General features: G+C 72.9%; 10 protein-coding genes. 8 read left to right on the top strand and 2 right to left on the bottom strand.

Annotated features, from left to right (window positions below):
* Positions 1-36: 36 nt before the first annotated feature.
* The 3 genes from ACZ61C_RS10245 (at position 37) to ACZ61C_RS10235 (ending at position 4,055) form a co-directional block, all read left to right on the top strand.
* A complete protein-coding gene (locus ACZ61C_RS10245; protein ID WP_465305023.1) occupies positions 37-1,167 on the top strand; it encodes an epoxide hydrolase family protein in 1,131 nt (376 codons plus the stop codon).
* A gap of 148 nt (positions 1,168-1,315) precedes the next feature.
* Complete coding sequence (locus ACZ61C_RS10240; RefSeq protein ID WP_465305021.1) at positions 1,316-2,674, top strand: RNA polymerase sigma factor; 1,359 nt, start codon at positions 1,316-1,318, stop codon at positions 2,672-2,674.
* 187 nt (positions 2,675-2,861) lie between these two features.
* Positions 2,862-4,055, top strand: coding sequence for a hypothetical protein (locus ACZ61C_RS10235; protein WP_465305019.1), 1,194 nt, complete (start codon positions 2,862-2,864; stop codon positions 4,053-4,055).
* 8 nt (positions 4,056-4,063) lie between these two features.
* On the opposite strand, the gene ACZ61C_RS10230 is transcribed toward ACZ61C_RS10235, so the two are convergent.
* A complete protein-coding gene (locus ACZ61C_RS10230; RefSeq protein WP_465305017.1) occupies positions 4,064-6,169 on the bottom strand; it encodes an ATP-binding protein in 2,106 nt (701 codons plus the stop codon).
* Positions 6,170-6,233: 64 nt separating this feature from the next.
* Between ACZ61C_RS10230 and ACZ61C_RS10225 the strand changes: the two genes are divergently transcribed.
* The 3 genes from ACZ61C_RS10225 (at position 6,234) to ACZ61C_RS10215 (ending at position 12,279) form a co-directional block, all read left to right on the top strand.
* Positions 6,234-8,993 carry a tetratricopeptide repeat protein gene (locus tag ACZ61C_RS10225; protein ID WP_465305015.1) on the top strand — a complete coding sequence of 920 codons (2,760 nt, stop codon included), beginning with the start codon at positions 6,234-6,236 and terminating at the stop codon, positions 8,991-8,993.
* Positions 8,994-9,177: 184 nt separating this feature from the next.
* Positions 9,178-9,372 (top strand): DUF6229 family protein, encoded by a 195-nt coding sequence (locus ACZ61C_RS10220; RefSeq protein ID WP_465305013.1) that lies wholly within the window; start codon positions 9,178-9,180, stop codon positions 9,370-9,372.
* 84 nt (positions 9,373-9,456) lie between these two features.
* Positions 9,457-12,279, top strand: a complete 2,823-nt coding sequence (locus ACZ61C_RS10215) for a type 2 lanthipeptide synthetase LanM family protein (protein WP_465305011.1) — start codon at positions 9,457-9,459, stop codon at positions 12,277-12,279.
* Between the two features lie 42 nt (positions 12,280-12,321).
* On the opposite strand, the gene ACZ61C_RS10210 is transcribed toward ACZ61C_RS10215, so the two are convergent.
* The gene (locus ACZ61C_RS10210; protein WP_465305009.1) at positions 12,322-13,710 is read right to left on the bottom strand and encodes a KamA family radical SAM protein; all 1,389 of its coding nucleotides are present in this window, start codon (positions 13,708-13,710) and stop codon (positions 12,322-12,324) included.
* A gap of 131 nt (positions 13,711-13,841) precedes the next feature.
* Here ACZ61C_RS10210 and ACZ61C_RS10205 point away from each other — a divergent pair, with 131 nt between their 5' ends.
* Together ACZ61C_RS10205 and lnt are read left to right on the top strand one after the other, a co-directional pair.
* Positions 13,842-15,437: an amidohydrolase gene (locus tag ACZ61C_RS10205; RefSeq protein ID WP_465305007.1), complete on the top strand. Its 1,596-nt coding sequence runs from the start codon at positions 13,842-13,844 to the stop codon at positions 15,435-15,437.
* 11 nt (positions 15,438-15,448) lie between these two features.
* The gene (gene lnt, locus ACZ61C_RS10200; protein ID WP_465305005.1) at positions 15,449-17,083 is read left to right on the top strand and encodes an apolipoprotein N-acyltransferase; all 1,635 of its coding nucleotides are present in this window, start codon (positions 15,449-15,451) and stop codon (positions 17,081-17,083) included.
* The last annotated feature ends 3 nt before the right edge of the window (positions 17,084-17,086 follow it).

Genomic DNA, 17,086 nt, shown 5'->3' with positions numbered 1-17,086 from the left:
ATGCGCAACCGTTACCGCTGCTCGTAGAGTCGTCCCATGGAGACTTTCGCCCCGCAGACCGCTCCGGCGGTTCTCGAAGACCTCCGCACGAGACTCCGCGCCACGCGCTGGCCGGACGCTCCCGAAGACGCCGGATGGTCCATCGGGACCGACGTCGGCTACCTGCGTGATCTCGTCGCCTACTGGGCGGACGGCTTCGACTGGCCCGCCCGCGAGGCCGAGCTGAACGCCATCCCGCGCTTCCGCACCCCGGTCGGTGGCCTCGGCATCCACTTCGCGCACGTCCGGGCCGTCGAGCCGGCCGGGCCGGCCGGGCCGGTGCTGCCGCTGGTGCTCTGCCACGGCTGGCCGGACTCCTTCTGGCGGTACACGAAGGTTATCCCGCTGCTGACCGACCCCGCCGCATTCGGTGGTGACCCCGCCGACGCCTTCGACGTCGTCGTGCCGGACATGCCGGGCTTCGGGTACTCCGAGCGGCCGGGCGCGCCGCTGGACTCGATCGCCGTCGCCGGCCTATGGGCCGAGCTGATGACGCAGCTGGGGTACCAGCGCTTCGGCGCGGCGGGCGGGGACATGGGCAGCCACGTCAGCCGCTATCTGGCGCTGGACCACCCCGATCGGGTCGCCGCCGTCCACCGCACGGACGCCGGCCTCCCGGTGTTCACCGGTGACCCGGCGGAGCTGACCCCACCGGAGCGCGAGTGGCTGACGAACGCGGCGGCGTGGGGCGCCTCCGAAGGCGCGTACGCCGCGATCCACCGCACAAGACCCCAGACCGCCGCGATGGGCCTGAACGACTCGCCGGCCGGGCTGGCGGCCTGGATAGTGGAGAAGCTGCACGCGTGGAGCGACGGCTTCCCGTTCACCCGCGACGAAATCCTGACCAACGTCACGCTGTACTGGCTGACCGAGACGATCGGCTCGTCGATGCGCACCTACCGCGCGAACGCCCGGATCGCCCCGGCTCAGCTCGCCCGCCGCGTCGAGGTCCCGTCCGGCTTCGCCCTCTTCCCGGGGGACGTCGTGCTCCCGCCGCGAGAGTGGCTGGACCGCACGGCGAACACCGTCCACGTCTCGGAACCGGCTCGGGGCGGGCACTTCGCGGCGTTCGAGGAGCCGGAGATCTACGCCCAGGAGCTGCGGGACTTTTTCCGCCCCTACCGCTGACCGGCGTTACCACCCTTTCGGCGGCGGGAAAAGGACTACGCGTCAGCGTGTCGGGTACGGCTGTGCCGCACTTGCCCGGAGATCGAGCCTAAGGTGTGATGTTTTTTCCGCAGTCGCCCCAGCGGCGGACTCCCAACGTCTAGACGTTGTGGAATCACCTGAAAACGCGCGGTCCGCTCGGGACCGCGAACCCGTTCGAGCCATTGAACAGCATTGGCCCGCCATGCGCGCGGCATGCCTCTGGATCGTCAAGAACGAGCAGGACGCCGACGACGTGACTCACGACGCCGTCCTCAAGGCGCTGCGGACTTTTCCCGTCGGCATCGTGCGCGATCCGGCGGCGTGGCTCTGCCGCGTCGCGATCACGACGGCCCAGGACTTCGTGCGGCGGCAGCAGAAGATCCGGAAAGTCATGAGCGACGTCGACTGGGAGCGCGTCGAACTGCCGGCCGGCTCGGACCGGGAAGCACGGATCAAGCTCGCCGAGCTGCTCGACCGGGTCTGGAGCTTTCTGGACGGATTTCCGCAGGAGGACATCGATCTCTTCTTCGAGGTGCCGCTGACGGGCACCACGGAACGCCAACTGGCCGCCCGGCTCGGCTTGCCGTTCTCCAAGCTCAAGAACGCACGCCGCCGGGGCCGGGAAGCGCTCCAAGAGGCCGCCACGGCCGTGGTGCTCATCAGCTGGCCACGCGGCTGCCGGGGACCAGCCGACCTCGCCGAGCACCAGAAGGACTCCCCGGAACTCCTGCAGGAGATCCGCAAGCACGTCAGCGGCTGCCGATCCTGCAAGAAGCGCGGCGAGGACCGGAAGGCCCTGTTGAGGCTCCTGCTGGGGATCCCCGGCCTCGCGCTGGCCGGACACCTGCTCGATCGGGTGGCGGCCGCGTTCAAGTACCCGAAGGCCACGATGGCCGCCGGGGTGTCCACTGTGGCGCTGGCGCTGGTGGTCGTGCTCGTTCCGTCCGGCACGTCCCCGAGCCCGGCGCCGCCGATCGCCGCGCCCGCGACTTCGCTCTCCGCCACCTCCAGCCCGAGCCCGACCCCCACACCCGAGCCGACACCCGGCACGAGCACCGCCCCGCCGCCGGTCCAGGCACCGCCGTCTCCGACCGGCACCACACAGCCGGCTTCCGGGGCGCCCGAACCCAGCGGCGAGGTCGACGCGCCCCCGGCCGTCACCGGCTCGTGGGTCCAGTACCGGCGCCTCGCCGAGGCGGACGACGGCAAGTGCGGGAACGAACCGACCTCCTCGCTCGTGGGGGTGACCGTCTCGCCCCGCGCGAAGTCGGCGGTGATCCGGGTGACGGCCCCGGGCAGCACGTTCACACTGCCGATGCACGACTCCGACGGCGGAACCCGGTGGGCCGGCCGGGTCGGCCCGGTGCCCGAGATCGACGCGCAGGCGTGGCTCGGCATCGCGGTCGAAGTCACCGGCGTGAACGAGGCGAAGACGGTCACCAGCCTCGACCGCATCGAGATTCATCCGTGCGGGAAGGGCGGCTGACCACATGCCATTCCCGAAACTTTCGCGCCGTCCGCCGGCGACAATGCCCGCACCAGGCACGACGGATCGCCAAGCACGGGAATTCCCGCGCCGGCCCGGCAGCCCCGAGAACGGCCTCACGATTCCTCCGTCAACGCTGCCCCGGCGCCACGCCGCGCTCCGGGCAGCCGGAGCAGAGGAGATCCCCGTGTCCACACCGAACCCCGCTTTCGACCCGCCGGTCGCCGACCGGGTGATCGTCGCCGGCGACCGCGTCGCGGAATACTGGATGAGCCGTCCGGGGGTCAAGCGGGTGCTCGCCGTGGTCCCGCACGTCCAGGCGGGGGAGCGACTGCTGGACGTCCTGCCCGCGCTGGAAAGCGACATGCGCGTACAGGTGATGCTGACGGTCCCGGAGACCGGGTACCGGTGGGCCGGCATCGGCGAGTATGTCCGCCGGCTCGGGGGCCTGTCCATCCCGTGGCGGCAGGCGGTGACCACGCGGTTCGACCTCGTGCTCGCGGCCTGCCGGTGGGGGGTCGCCGAGCTGGACGGGCCCGTCCTCCTGATGCCCCACGGTGCGAGCAGCCTCGGGTCCCGGACCGGGCACGACGGTGACTTCAGCCGCCACCACGGCGAAGCGGTTCCCGCCACGCTGGCCCTGGCGACCGACGAGGAGAAGCGCGTCTTGGCCGGCGCCTGTCCCGAGGCGCTGCCCAGTGCGGTCGTCGCGGGTGACCCGTCGTTCGACCGGATGCTGGCCGGCCGGGCCTACCGCGACCGGTACCGCCGGGAGCTCGGCGCGTCGCCGGCGCAGCGGGTCGTGGTGGCCACCTCGACCTGGTCGAAGGACTCCCTCTTCGGCACGGATCCGACGATCTTCGCCCGGTTGGTGCTGGAGCTGCCGCGCTCGGAACACGTGGTGGTGGCGGTGCTCCACCCCTTCATCTGGTACGCCTACAGCCGACGGCAGGTGCTCGCCTGGCTGGCCCGGGCCCGCGACCACGGGCTGGTCGTGCTGCCGCCGGAAGAGGGCTGGCGGAGTGCGCTCGTCGCCGCCGACGTCGCGGTCGGCGACTTCGGCTCGGTTCTCCAGTACGCGGGCGCGCTCGGTGTGCCCACCTTGATGAGCCCGGCGGCCGGCGTGCGGCCGGGCAGCCCCGCCGAGGCGCTGTCGAGGATCGCGACCCCGCTGCACCTAAACAGTCCCCTGGCGCCGCAGGTGTCCCGGGTGCAACCGCCGACCGACGACGAACGCGCGACGCTGGTGCGGGCCATCACCACCCGGCCCGGACAGGCGCTGGCGATTCTGCGCCGCACCTGTTACGACCTGCTCGGTCTGGCCGAGCCGGTGCACGGCGTGCCGGTGTCACCGGCTCCGCTGCCGGAGCCGATCGGGTGACCCGGCACTCAGTCCGCGCGCGGCGGCAGCGCCCGGAGCCGAGCCCGGACCCGCTCGGCGTGCGGGTCGTCCATGGCGGCGTACGCGGCGAGTGCGTCCTCCCAGTACCGCCGGGCGCCTTCGGGGTCACCGGAGTCCGCCAAGACCTCGGCGAGCTTCTCCAGCACGGGGACCCGCAGCGCGGCGGCCTCCGACGACGGGAGCGAACGCAGCACACGCCGCAGCTCGGCCACCGCTTCGGCGTGGGCGCCGCGGGCTGCGTGAGCCGCGCCCAGCCCGGCGACGGCCTGCGCCTGGCAGTGGAGGTCCCCGATGGACTCCGCCAGCCGCGCCGACCGCTCGAAGTGGCCGACGGCGGCGTCCCCGTCGCCCTGCTCGGCGAGCGCGTGGCCGAGGTAGCCGAGCAGGAGCGCGGTCCCGCGGTGCCGTCCGTGCACTTCGTTCAGCTCGAGGGCGTCGCGGTAGTGCTCGATCGCCTCGGCGACGCGGCCGCTCGCGTGCGTCGCGGCGCCCAGTCCCTCCAGCGCGGTGGCCTCGCCGGCCCAGTCGCCGGTCGAGCGCGCCAAGGTCACCGCCCGCCGGTAGGGCTCCACCGCGCGCTCCGGCTCACCGATGCGCAGGTGGACGGCGGCGGCCTGGTTCACCATGCGCACTTCGGCCCGGACGTCCCCGGACCGGGCGGCGGCTTCCACGGCGATCGCGCCGGCGCAGATCCACTCGGCGTAGTGCCCGCGGTAGAGGAACAGCCCCCAAAGCGCGTCGTAGAGCCGGCACACCAGCTCGTCCCAGCCGCGGGCGAAGGCGGCGTGCAGGCAGGCGGTCAGGTTCGGCAGCTCCCGCTCGAGCCAGTCCAGCGCCGGTCCCCGTGCCGTGAACTCCGCCGGTTCCGGCACGGGAGCGAGGCGCGAGCGCAGCGGTGTCGCCGTGCCGTCGGCCGACGCGGCCCGGTCGCGGTACCACTGGAGGGCCGATCGCACCGCCTGCTCCCGGCCGGACGGCGGATCTTCCCGCTCCGCCCAGCGCTGGGCGTGCAGTCGCGCCAGGTCGTGCAGGCGGTAGCGGTCGAACGCGATGTCGGTGATCATGTTCGCGTCGACCAGCACGCCGAGGACGTGGTCGGCCTCCGCCACCGGCGTGCCCGCCAGCGCGGCCGCGACACCACCGCCGAAGTCGGGTCCGGGGTACAGCCCGAGCAGCCGGTAGAGACGAGCCGCGACCGGTGGAAGCCCGCGGTAGGAGAGATCGAAGCAGGTCGCCACGGACAGGGCCCCGTCCTCGTCCACGAGAGCCCCCAGACGGCGGCGTTCGTCGGCGAGCTCCCCGGCCACGGCCGCCACCGGCCAGTGCGGCCGGACCACCAGCCGCGCCGCGGCGATGTGCAGCGCGATCGGCATGCCGCCGCACAGTTCGGCGACCGCACGCGCCGACTCCGCCTCGGCGAGCACGCGTTCCCGGCCGACCGCGCGGCCCAGCAGCTGCACCGCCGCGTCCGGCGGCAAGGCGTCCACGGGAACAGCGACGCTGCCGTGTGCGACGAGGCCGCTCAGCCGGCGTCGGCTGGTCACCACCACCGCGCTCCGCGGGGACCCCGGGAGCAGCGCCACGACCTGCGCGCTCGAGGCGGCGTCGTCCAGCAGCACGGCGATCGCCCGGCCGGCCGTGAGCGAGCGGTACAACGCCGCGCGCTGGGGTTCCCCGGCCGGCTGGTCCGACGGCGCCACGCCCAGCCCGTGGAGGAGATCGCCGAGGACGTCGACGGGCCCGGCAGGTCCGTCCGGCCCGTGTGCGGACAGTCCCGCGAACAGCTGCCCGTCGGGGTACCGGGCACGCGCGTGGTGCAGCCAGTGCGCCGCGAGCGCGGACTTCCCGACGCCGCCCGGGCCGGTCAAGACCACGATGCCGGGCCGGTCGCTACCGGCCAGCGCGTCGGTCAGCGTCCGCAGCTCGTCGGTCCGCCCGCTGAAGTGGGCCGGAGGCGGGGGAAGCTGCCGCGGCACGTGCTGCGCGCGGCCGGCGTGGACGTGGATGCCGCCGTGCACAACCCCGGTCTGGACGACCGAGCCGGCGACGTCGCGGGTGATGTTGTCGGTCGTGTGGTAGCTCGGACGGTCCACGGCCCCCACCTCCGCTTCGAAGGCTAGCGGTAGCACTCCGCGGCCGGGGCGCGATTGTGCAGGGGTGAAGGCCACTCCTGCCGACGTCTGGCACACCAGCTACCGGAACTTCGGCGCGTTGCTGGGAGCGCTCCGGCGTGATGCCGGGCTGACCCAGCGCGTCGTGGCGCGCCGGGTGAAGACGTCCGACACCACGCTGTCGAAATGGGAAAACGGGCAAGGCGAGCACCCGCCTGAGCGGCAGTCCGTGGTCGACTACATTTCCCGGTGCCTGCAGGACCTGGCCAGTTCCGAGACGGTGAAGGAAGAGCGGCGGCTTGCGGTCACGGAGGCGTTCGACGAGCTGATCCGTCTGCGCGAGCGCCTCGACGACATGCCGGCCGAGAGCGAGCCGGCCGCGCCGGTGAGCACGCTGCGCCGGGACGTTCACTCCTTCGAAGGCCGCGAGACCGAACTCCGCCTGATCGCCGACGCCGTCGAAAACCCGACGGGGGCGGTCGTGGCCGTTCACGCCATCGACGGAATGCCCGGCGTCGGCAAGACGGCTTTCGCCGTTCACGCGGCGCACCGGTTCGCCGCGCACTTCCCCGACGGCCGCCACTACCTCGACCTGCACGGCCACAGTCCCGGACGCGAGCCGGTCGCGCCGCGGGACGCGCTGGCGGCGTTGCTGACCGCGGTCGGGGTGGACCCGCTGGACCTGCCGGCCGAAACCGACCGGCGCGCCGCACTGTGGCGGAGCTCGGTCAGCGGCAAGCGGATGGTGCTGGTGCTGGACAACGCCGCCGACCACCGGCAGATCGAACCGTTGCTGCCCGGCGAGGGCCGCGGCCTGGTCCTGGTGACCAGCCGGCGGAGGCTGAGCGAGCTCGACGCGATGTCGATCGATCTGCCGCCGCTGCCGACCGGAGAAGCCGAGGCGGTGTTCCGCGGGCTGGCGGGCCGTCCGGTGAACGAGCAGGCCGCATTGACCCGGCTGGTCGGGCTCGCCGGCGGGTTGCCCCTGGCCGTGGCGATCCTGGCGGCGCGGTTCCGGAACCGCCGGGCGCTCACCGTCGCCCATCTCGCCGACGAGCTCGCCGAGGCGTCGAACAAGCTGCCCGTCATCCGCGCGCAGTCCCGCGCCGTCGCCGCGGCGTTCGAACTGTCGTACCGCGACCTCTCCGGCGAGCAGCAGCGCTTCTTCCGGTTCCTCGGTCTGCACCCCGGCGACAGTCTCGAACCGTTCGCGGCAGCCGGGTTGTGCGGCTGCCGCCCGTCCGAGGCGGCGGCCCGTCTCGACGAGCTGTACCACGAACACCTCGTGGAGGAGCCGACGCTGGGCCGCTACCAGATGCACGACCTCATCGCGGAGTACGCACGCGAGCGGGTCGAGGACGACGAGCCCGGTCTCCGCACGGCGGCCCGGGAGTCGCTGCTGGAGTTCTACCTGACTTGCGGAGCGGCGGCCAACTACCGGCTCGCGCACGGCACGGAAGTGGCCGACGAATCCCTCCCGCCGCTGGGGGACGACCGCGCGGCGGCGAGCTGGTTCGACGCCGAGCGGGAGAACCTGCTGGCCTGCCTGGACAGCGCGGAAGCGCCCGAGACGGTCGTGGACTTCTCGCTGGTGCTGGCCCCGTACCTGGGACGCAGCGGACCATGGGACCTGACAGTGCGCGTCCACCAGCGGGCGGTCGACTGCGCCCGCGCCTGGGGGGATCCCGAGGCCGAAGCCAGGACGCTGCTCGAGCTCGGGAAGGCGCAGTTCCACGCCGACCGCTACGAGGAGGCCGAGACCGCCCTGGGCGCCGCGGGCCGGCTCTTCGCCGAGCTGGGCCTCACCGGCGACGAGGCGCACGCCTGGGCCGGCCTCGGCCAAGTCTGGATCCAGACCGGGGACCACGTCGACGCGCGCCGGGCGTTCACCGACGCGCTCGCCTTGTGCGAACAGGACGGTTTGGAGCGGGAGCGAGCCGGGGTCCTGGTCGAACTGGCCAACCTGGACTACTTCCAGGACGAGTACCCGCGGAGCGTCGCGGCGAACGAGCGAGCGCTGGGGATCTACGAGGAGCTGGAAGACCGGCTGGGGCAGGCGGCCGCTCTCAAGGGGCTCGCGCACGTGTGGTTGTTCACCGACGACTACCCCCGCGCCCGTGACGCGGCGATGCGGGCGCGGGAGCTCTTCCGCGTGGCCGGGCAGGTCCTCGGCGAGGGGCAGACGTCTTCGGTGCTCGGCAGTGTGAACCGGGCGCAGGGGAGGTACGCCGAAGCGCGCACGGACTTCGAGACGGCCATCGAGCTCTACGAAAAGCTGGGTGATCTCGCGGGTTCCGCCATGGCGCAGATCGAGCTCGGCATCGTGCACTGCCACCTCGGCGACTTCGTCACCGGCGAGGAGGTCCTGCGTCGCGCGATGGAGCTGTACGAGACGTTCGACGAAGCCGTCGGCAAGGCGTCGGTGCGCCGGGAGCTCGCCGACCTGCTCACGAAGACCGGACGGCTGAAGCACGCGCGGCCGCTGCTGGACGAGGCCGAGAACATCTTCGGGAAGCTCGATGACCGGTTCGGCAAGACCATCACCTCGAACAGCTACGGGGCATGGCACCTGGCCGCCGGCGAACCGGAGGCGGCCCGGCGCCGCTACACCGAGGCGCTCGAGCTCGCGTTGGAGATCGCCAGCCCGCTGGAACGCGCCGCGGCGCTGGCCGGGCTCGCCCGCGTGGCGAAAGCGCTGGGGGAGCACCGGGCGGCCGAAGAGGGGCTCCGCGACGCTCTCGCGATCTACCGGAGCCTGGGCGCCGGCGAAGCGGCCGAGCTGGAGCGTGAACTCGGCTCGAAGTAAACAATCACGGTATTTTTGCCGTCATCATCCGTGGTGATCAAATTCCGGAAACCGGAGAAAACCGACTTTGATCGGATTCCCCGCCGAGCCCCCGGTTGCGTCCGAATGGTCGTCGAATCGGATGACGTGGATTGTCTAGACTCCGCAGGTCGTGTTCAGATCCTTTTGTCGACCTGGAGGTTCCATGCGCACTGTGGATTCTGCTGCCATTGTGGAAGGCTGGCTGTCGGGTTCGGAAACGGCGCACGGCCTGGCGAACCCCGCCGGTCCGCTGTACGTCGGCGGAAACGCCGCCGAAGCCGCGCTGGTCGACCCGACCGACATGCTGTACGCGTTCTGTTCCAGCCCGAGCGGCTCACACGGCAGCTGGTGCTGCTGACGAGCTCGCTTCTCGCCAAAAGCGCCCGCGTTTCCCGGTTTCCGGGTGCGCGGGCGCGCTCGGGTCGCAAACAGGTGGAGGCCGGTGTTGCTCGATTCAGCGGAAAGCGAAACCCTGCCGTTCGGCGGTCCGGTCCGCGCTCTCGCGCGACCGTGGCACGGCGGCCTGGCCGACGAGCTCGACGCGATTCCCGGCCTGACGCCGGACGAGCGCGCCGTCGTGCTGGCGGCGGGGAGTGACGCGCTGGTCCATTCGCTGCACGCGAAGGTGTCCCGGGTGTTCCTCATCGAGCTGCACGCCCGGCGGCTGGCCGGCGGCGCGGAGGACGACGCCGCGGCCTGGGCGCAGTACGTCGAGGACGCGACGCGGGACGACTACCTGACCACCCTCGATGGGCGGTACCCGGTTCTTCCGCGGCGTATCGCGCAGGTGGCCAGGTTGTCGGTGGCCGCCGTCGCCGGGTTCGCCGCCCGGCTGGCCGCGGACCGGCCGCGGTTCGCGGACCCGCTGCGCGGGCCGCTGCGGGCGGTCACGTTCGGGCGCGGCGACACGCACCGGGGCGGCCTGACGGTCAGCCGCGTCGACGTCGGTGACGGCACCGTCATGTACAAGCCGCGGAACTCGGCGATCGACGTCGCGCTCGCGGCCCTGATCCGCGACGCCTACGAGGACTTCCCCGGCGCGCCGGGGCTCGCCGAGCGGATCCGGGTGCCCGCGGTGCAACTGCGCGAAGGCTACGCGTGGGCGGACTTCGTCGAGCCGCGCTACTGCGCCGACGAGCGCGAGCTGAGCGTCTTCTACCGCAACATCGGGCACTGGCTGGCGGTCCTGCGGCTGTGCGGGGGCACCGACATGCACGCGGAGAACATGATCGCCGCGGGCCCGGTGCCGGTCATCGTGGACGCCGAGACGCTCTTCGACGCGCCCGCGGACTTCCCAGCCAGCGGCCAGGGTGACGCCGTCGACGTCGCCACCGCCGCGATCCGCCGCACGGTCCTGCGCACCGGGCTGCTTCCGGTGCGCGGCACGGGGTACGCGCTCGGCGGGGTGGACATCTCCGGGCTCGGCGCGCTGCCCGGGCAGCAGCCCCGGATCCCGGCGCCGGTCATCGCCGGCGCGGGCACGGCGGCCGCGCGCCTGGAGGTCGACCTGGTCGAGATGCCGACCGCCGGGAACCACCCCAGCCCGACGGCGGTGCTGCACGCGCACTGGGACCGCGTGGTCGAGGGCTTCCGCGAGATGACCGCGCACCTGCACCGGCTCGACACCCGCCCCGGCGGCGACGCTTTCCACCTGCTGCGGCACTTCGAAGGCGTCGAGGCCCGCCGGATCCTGCGGCCGACGCAGGCCTACGTCGACATCGGCCGGATGCTGTGGCACCCGGCGTCGCTGCACGACGAGGCGGCCGCGACCGAGCGGGGGCGCGACATCCTGCTGCGCAACGCGAAGGTCCTGCACGGCGCGCCCCAGGACCGCGCGACGATCGACGCGGAGATCGCCGACCTGCAGGCCGGCGACGTCCCGTTGTTCAGCTTCGAGGTGGACCGCGCGGCGATCGCGGCGTCGGTGGCCGACTGGCGCGAGGCCGACCTGCCGTTCGAGGAGTCGATCATCCAGGACGCGCTGGTCGGGGCCTACCTCAACGAACGGACCCTGCCCTCGCGCCGCCAGTACCCGGCCCGCGACCCGCACTGCCGCGACCGGGAACGCCGCCGCCGGGCGCTGGCGGCGCAGCTGGTCCGGCGGCTGTGCGACGGCGCGGTCGGCGGCGCGGACGGGACGGTCACCTGGGTCAGCCCGGTGTTCACTCCGGCAGGCTGGTCGATCCGGGTCCTGCCCGCCGACCTCTACACCGGCCAGGGCGGCGTGGTGCTCACCCTGGCCGAGTACCTGGCCGAGGTCCGCGCCGGCCGCGCCGACGAAGTCCCCGGGGTGCAGGAGTGCTTCGACGGCGCGCTGCGGGTGCTCAAGAGCGTCGAGGAGCTGACCGAGACGCCGTCGGCCGGGGCGTTCAGCGGGGCGGCGTCGCAGGTGTGGACGTGGCTTGCGCTGCACCGGGTGCTGGGCTGGGACTGGCTGCTGGACCGGGCGGCCGAGCGCGCCGGGCAGTTCTCCGACGGGCGCATGATCGCCGAGGACCGCGAGGTGGACCTGCTCAACGGCGTCGCGGGCGCGGCGGTCCCGCTGCTCGGCCTGGCCGCGACCGGACGGCCGGAGTGGCTGCCGGTGGCCGCGGCGGTGGGCAACCGGCTGGGGGAGCTGGCGGTCCGCGAGGACCACGGCGCCCGCTGGCCCACCCGGCTCAACCCCGAAGGCATCGGCGGGTTCGCCCACGGCGCCACCGGCATCGGCTGGACGTTGACCCGGCTCGCGCTCAGCGAAGCGGGCACGCCGGCGGACCGGGCCGGCTGGCAGGAGCTGGCCGAGCAGGCTTTCGCCTATCAGGAATGGCTTTACCGGCCCGAGGCCGGCAACTGGTTCGACGCCCGGATCGGCAGCGAGGACGACTTCTTCACCAGCTGGTGCCACGGCAGCGCGGGCATCGGGCTGGCGATGCTCGACCTGCACCACCGCACGGGCGACCCGCGACGGCTCGAGATGGCGGTCCGCGCCGCTCGCGCGAGTGCGGCCGAGGGTTTCGGCTGGAGCCACACGCTGTGCCACGGCGACATCGGCCTGTGGGAGATGCTGGAGGCGATCCGGCTCGCCGACCCGACGTGGGACGGCCCGAGCCGCGACGAGATCGACGCGGAGCTGCTGACCAGCCTCGAGCAACGCGGCCCGGTCGGCGGCCTGGCCCGCGAGGCGTTCTCCCCGAGCCTGATGTCGGGACTGGCCGGCGTGGTGCACGGCCTGTTGCGGATGCACCCGGGGCACGAGCTGCCTTCGCCGCTTTTGCTGGACTGAGTCGAGGGGGTGCCGCGACCGTGCGGCACCCCCTCAGCGGCGTCAGCGGGGCTGGTTCGCCCACCAGGTCCGCCCGGCCTCGGGCAGCGTCGAGATCGGGTCGTAGTACGGGTAACGGCGCTGCAGCGCCTCCGGGTCGTCCAGCTCGATCCCGGTCCGGTAGTTCTTCGTCCAGTACGAAATCCCCAGCTCCCGATCGTAATCGGCCAGCTGGTGCACCCACCGCTTCCCGACGTACGGCACGTCGCACACGATGCGCGGCGTCGCGTACCCCGGGAGGTACCCCATGATCGAGTGCTGCAGCTCCTGCGCCTCGTGCACCGAAACCCGCCAGTGCTCCGCGTTCGGGATCATGTCGCACATGTAGAAGTAGTACGGCAGGATGTTCGCCTCGCCCTGCAACGCGAAACACAGGTCCAGCAGCTGCGCCGGCGTCGCGTTGACCCCTCGCATCAGCACGCCCTGGTTGCGGACGTCGCGGACACCCACGTTCAGCGCCGTCTGGGCCGCCTCCGCCACCAGCGGCGTCACCGACTGCGCGTGGTTGACGTGGGTGTGGATCGCCAGGTTGACGCCGCGGCGCTGGGCCGTCACCGCGACGCGCTCGAGGCCTTCGACGACCTTCGGCTGGATCCAGTGCTGCGGGAGCGCCGCCAGTGCCTTCGTCGCCAGGCGGATGTCGCGGACCGTGTCGATGTCCATCAGGCGCATCAGGAACGACTCCAGCTGCGGCCACGGCACGTTCGCCACGTCGCCGCCGGAGACCACCACGTCGCGCACGCCCGGTGTCTTCTTGAGGTACGCGATCATCGCGTCCTGGCGGTCGACCGGCTTGAGCGTGAGCTTGTGCTTCTCGACCGTCTCCGTGGAGTTGCCGACCAGGTCCATGCGGGTGCAGTGGCCGCAGTACTGGGGGCAGGTCGAGATCATCTCGGCCAGCACCTTCGTCGGGTAGCGGTGGGTCAGGCCCTCCACGACCCACATCTCGGCCTCGTGCAGCGAGTCGCGCTCCGAGTGCGGGTGGCTCGGCCACGTCGGGTCGCGGTCGCTCTTGACCGGGAGCATGTAGCGGCGGATCGGGTCGGCGTAGAACGCCTCGGTCACCTTCGCCGGGTCGGTGCCCGCTGTGGGCGCCATCGTGTTGATCATCTGCGGCGGCAGCAGCATCGACATCGTCGCCAGCTCGCGCTGGTCGGCGAGCAGGTCGTCGTAGAAACGCTCCTCCAGCAGGTCGCCCATCAGGGCGCGCAGCTGCTTGGCGTTGCGGATGCAGTGCACTCGCTGCCACTGCGCGTCACGCCACTCGGCCTCGGTCACGTCGTGCCAGCCCGGGAAGCGGCGCCAGTCGGGTTCCACCAGCTCGGCGCGGGCGTACTCGTAGGGCTGGTCGAAGGCGGCGGCAGGCGTCACAGGTTCCTGGGTCGCAGTCACTTGTACTCCTAGTCGTCGGGAACGCGTTAAAATATCCTGTCATAACGTTCTCACGGAGTAAATCTTCCTGCCTGCTGGCATGTCTTCCCCCAGGTGGAGGAAGCCGGGAGACGCGGGGCAAACTCGACGACGTGACGGACGAACACACAACGCTCCTGCTCGGCGGCCGCGTCTACACCCCCGCCGGCCCGGACGCCACGGCGATGGCGGTCACCGGCGGCACCGTGGTCTGGGTCGGGCAGGACGCCCCGGCCCGCGCGCTGCACGCCAAAGCCGAGATCGTCGACCTCCAGGGCGCGTTCGTGGCGCCCGCGTTCGTCGACGCGCACGTCCACGCCACCGCCACCGGCCTGCACCTGACCGGCCTCGACCTCACCGGCGTCCACGACCGCGCCGAGCTGCTCGCCCGCGTCCGCGCAGCCGCCGTTCCGGGGCAGGTCCTGCTCGCCCACGGCTGGGACGAGAGCGGCTGGACCGACCCGCGGCTGCCCAGCCGCACCGAGCTCGACGACGCCGCCGGCGGCGTCCCGGTCTACCTCAGCCGCGTCGACGTCCACTCCGCGCTGGTCTCCACCGCGCTGGTCGAGCTGGCCCCCGCCGCCCGCGCCGCCGACGGCTGGTCACCCGAGGGCCCGCTGACCCGGGCCGCCCACCACGCCGTCCGCGCGGCCGTGCGCGCCGCGATCACCTCGGAGCAGCGCGACCGCGCCCAGCGCGCGTTCCTGGCCGAGGCCGCCGCCCGGGGCGTGGTGAGCGTGCACGAATGCGCCGGCCCCGACATCTCCGGCCGCGACGACCTGGCCGCCCTGCTCACCCTCGCCGGCCCCGACACCCCCGAGGTCGTGGGCTACTGGGGCGAGCTCGACGCCGTCGACACGGCCCGCGAGCTCGGCGCCCGCGGCCTGGCCGGCGACCTGTTCGTCGACGGCGCGCTCGGCTCCCGCACCGCGGCCCTGAGCGAGCCTTACGCCGACCACGACGGCTCCGGGACGCGCTACCTCGACGCCGCACGCATCGGCGAGCACCTGGCCGCGTGCACCGAAGCCGGTCTGCAGGCCGGGTTCCACGTCATCGGCGACGCCGCGGTCGCGGAGGTGGTCGAAGGCTTCCGCCTGGCCGAAAAGCAGGTCGGGCAACGCGCGCTCGCCGCCCGCCACCACCGCCTCGAGCACCTCGAGATGGTCACCGCCGAGCAGGCGAAGCTGCTGGCCGGCTGGGGCGTCGTCGCCTCGATGCAGCCGCTGTTCGACGCGCTCTGGGGCGGCGAGGAAGGCATGTACGCCGAACGGCTCGGCGCCGACCGCGCGGCCGGGCTCAACCCGTTCTCGGTCCTGGCCGCCGAAGGCGTAGTGCTGGCCTTCGGGTCCGACGCGCCCGTCACCCCGCTGGACCCGTGGGCGAGCGTCCGCGCGGCCGCCTACCACCGCACGCCGGGCGCGGGCCTGTCCCCGCGGGCCGCGTTCACCGCCCACACCCGCGCCGGGCACCGCGCCGCCGGAGTCAACGACGGCGTCACCGGCAGCCTCGTCCCGGGCGCGCCGGCGCACTACGCGATCTGGGACGCGACCGACCTCGTCGTGGCCACCCCGGACAGCCGCGTGCAGCGCTGGTCCACCGACCCGCGGGCCGGCGTGCCGCCGCTGCCGCGCCTGGAACCGGACGCCGTGCTGCCGCGATGCCTGCGCACCGTGCGCTCGGGTGCGGTCCTCCACAACACCATCACCTAGAGTTGTCACCTGTGGCAGTCACCGTGGCGGACCCCGAACCGGGCGCCCCGCACCAACCCGCCCGAACCCGGCGAAGCTTCCCCCGCGCCTGGCTGCTGAGGCTGGCCACGGCGCTGGTGTCCGGCTTCGCCTACTACCTGAGCTTCGCGCCGCGCCCGCTGTGGTGGCTGGCCCCGCTCGCGTTCGCCGGGTTCGCGTTCGTGCTGCGGGGCCGCAGCTTCCGGGGCGCGTTCGGCTACGGCTTCGCGTTCGGCTTCGTCTTCTTCCTGCCGCTGCTGACCTGGCTGCTGGACTTCCTGGGCCCGGACTTCGGCCCGTGGCCGTGGCTCGGCCTGTCCTTCGCGCTGGCGCTGTACTACGGCTTGGCCGGCGGCCTCTTCACGTGGGTGGCGCGGCTGCCGCTCGCGCCGCTGTGGGGCGCGCTGATCTTCGTCGCGATGGAGACCCCGCGCGCCTGGTTCCCCTTCGGCGGCTTTCCCTGGGGCCGCGTCGCCTTCAGCCAGCCCGAAGGCGCGTTCCTGCCGCTGGCCTCGATCGGCGGCGCGCCGCTGGTCGGCCTCGCCGTCGTCCTGACCGGCTTCTGCCTGGCCGCGCTCGCCGGCCGGCTGTGGGACTCGCGTGACTCGCTGAAGGCCACCCTGCGAGCCCGGCAGACCATCCTGGCCGCCGTCGTCACGCTGCTGCCCGTCGTCGCCGGGCTGGCGCTGTGGCCCACCATCGGCACCGGCGCGCAGGACGGCGAGCGGACCGTCGCGACCATCCAGGGCAACGCCCCCGACATCGGGCTCGCGCTGCAGGGCGAGCGGGACGTGCTGCGCCGCAACACCATCGCCGAAAGCGAGCGTCTCCTCGACGCGATCCACGCCGGGAAGGTCCCGAAGCCGGACCTGGTGCTGTGGCCCGAAAGCGCGACGACCGTCACCGGCCCCGACCCGCAGGTCGACCAGCTCGTGGCCGCCTTCGGTGTGCCCGCGCTGGTCGGCGCGCTCTACGAGCTGCCCGACCGCCACCTCCAGAACTCCGTCATCGTCTGGGACCCGCACACCGGGCCCGGGCAGCGCTACGCCAAGCAGCAGCTGGTGCCCTTCGGCGAGTACGTGCCCGCGCGCAAGCTCGCCGAGCTCGTCACGCCGTTCATCGACCAGGAGACCGTCGACATGCTCCCCGGCGACGGAGCCAACCAGGCGCTGGGCGTCGCGGGCACGCGGGTCGGGGTGTTCGTCTGCTACGAGGCCGCGTTCGACTACCCGGGCCGCGACGCCGTGCGCGACGGCGCCGAGCTGCTCGTCGTGCCGACCAACAACGCCTGGTACGGCGAGAGCGAGATGAGCGTGCAGCAGCTGGCCATGTCCCGGCTGCGCGCGGTCGAACACGGCCGCGCGGTGGTGGTGTCCGCCGTCTCAGGAGTGAGCGCGATCGTCGCCCCCGACGGAACGGTTACCAGCTCAACGGGCCTTTTCACCGCGGATTCCCTGGTCGGGCGCGTCCCGCTGCGGACGCAGACTACGCTGTCGGATCGACTCGGTGCGTGGACGGAGTACGGGCTGCTGGCACTGGCGATCGCCGGGGTGGCCGGCGGGCTCGTACTCCGTTTTCGCACCCGGCGCACCAGCGCCGGCACGGCAGCAGGGGACACGGCGGACTGACCG

It is taken from the genome of Amycolatopsis sp. NPDC104587 (genome assembly GCF_055583645.1).
This window is presented reverse-complemented; position numbering and strand designations above follow the sequence as displayed.

Excerpts from the sequence above, each read along its gene's own strand:
- ACZ61C_RS10245 (WP_465305023.1), top strand. The coding sequence starts at position 37 with ATGGAGACTTTCGCCCCGCAGACCGCTCCGGCGGTTCTCGAAGACCTC.
- ACZ61C_RS10220 (WP_465305013.1), top strand. The coding sequence starts at position 9,178 with ATGCGCACTGTGGATTCTGCTGCCATTGTGGAAGGCTGGCTGTCGGGT.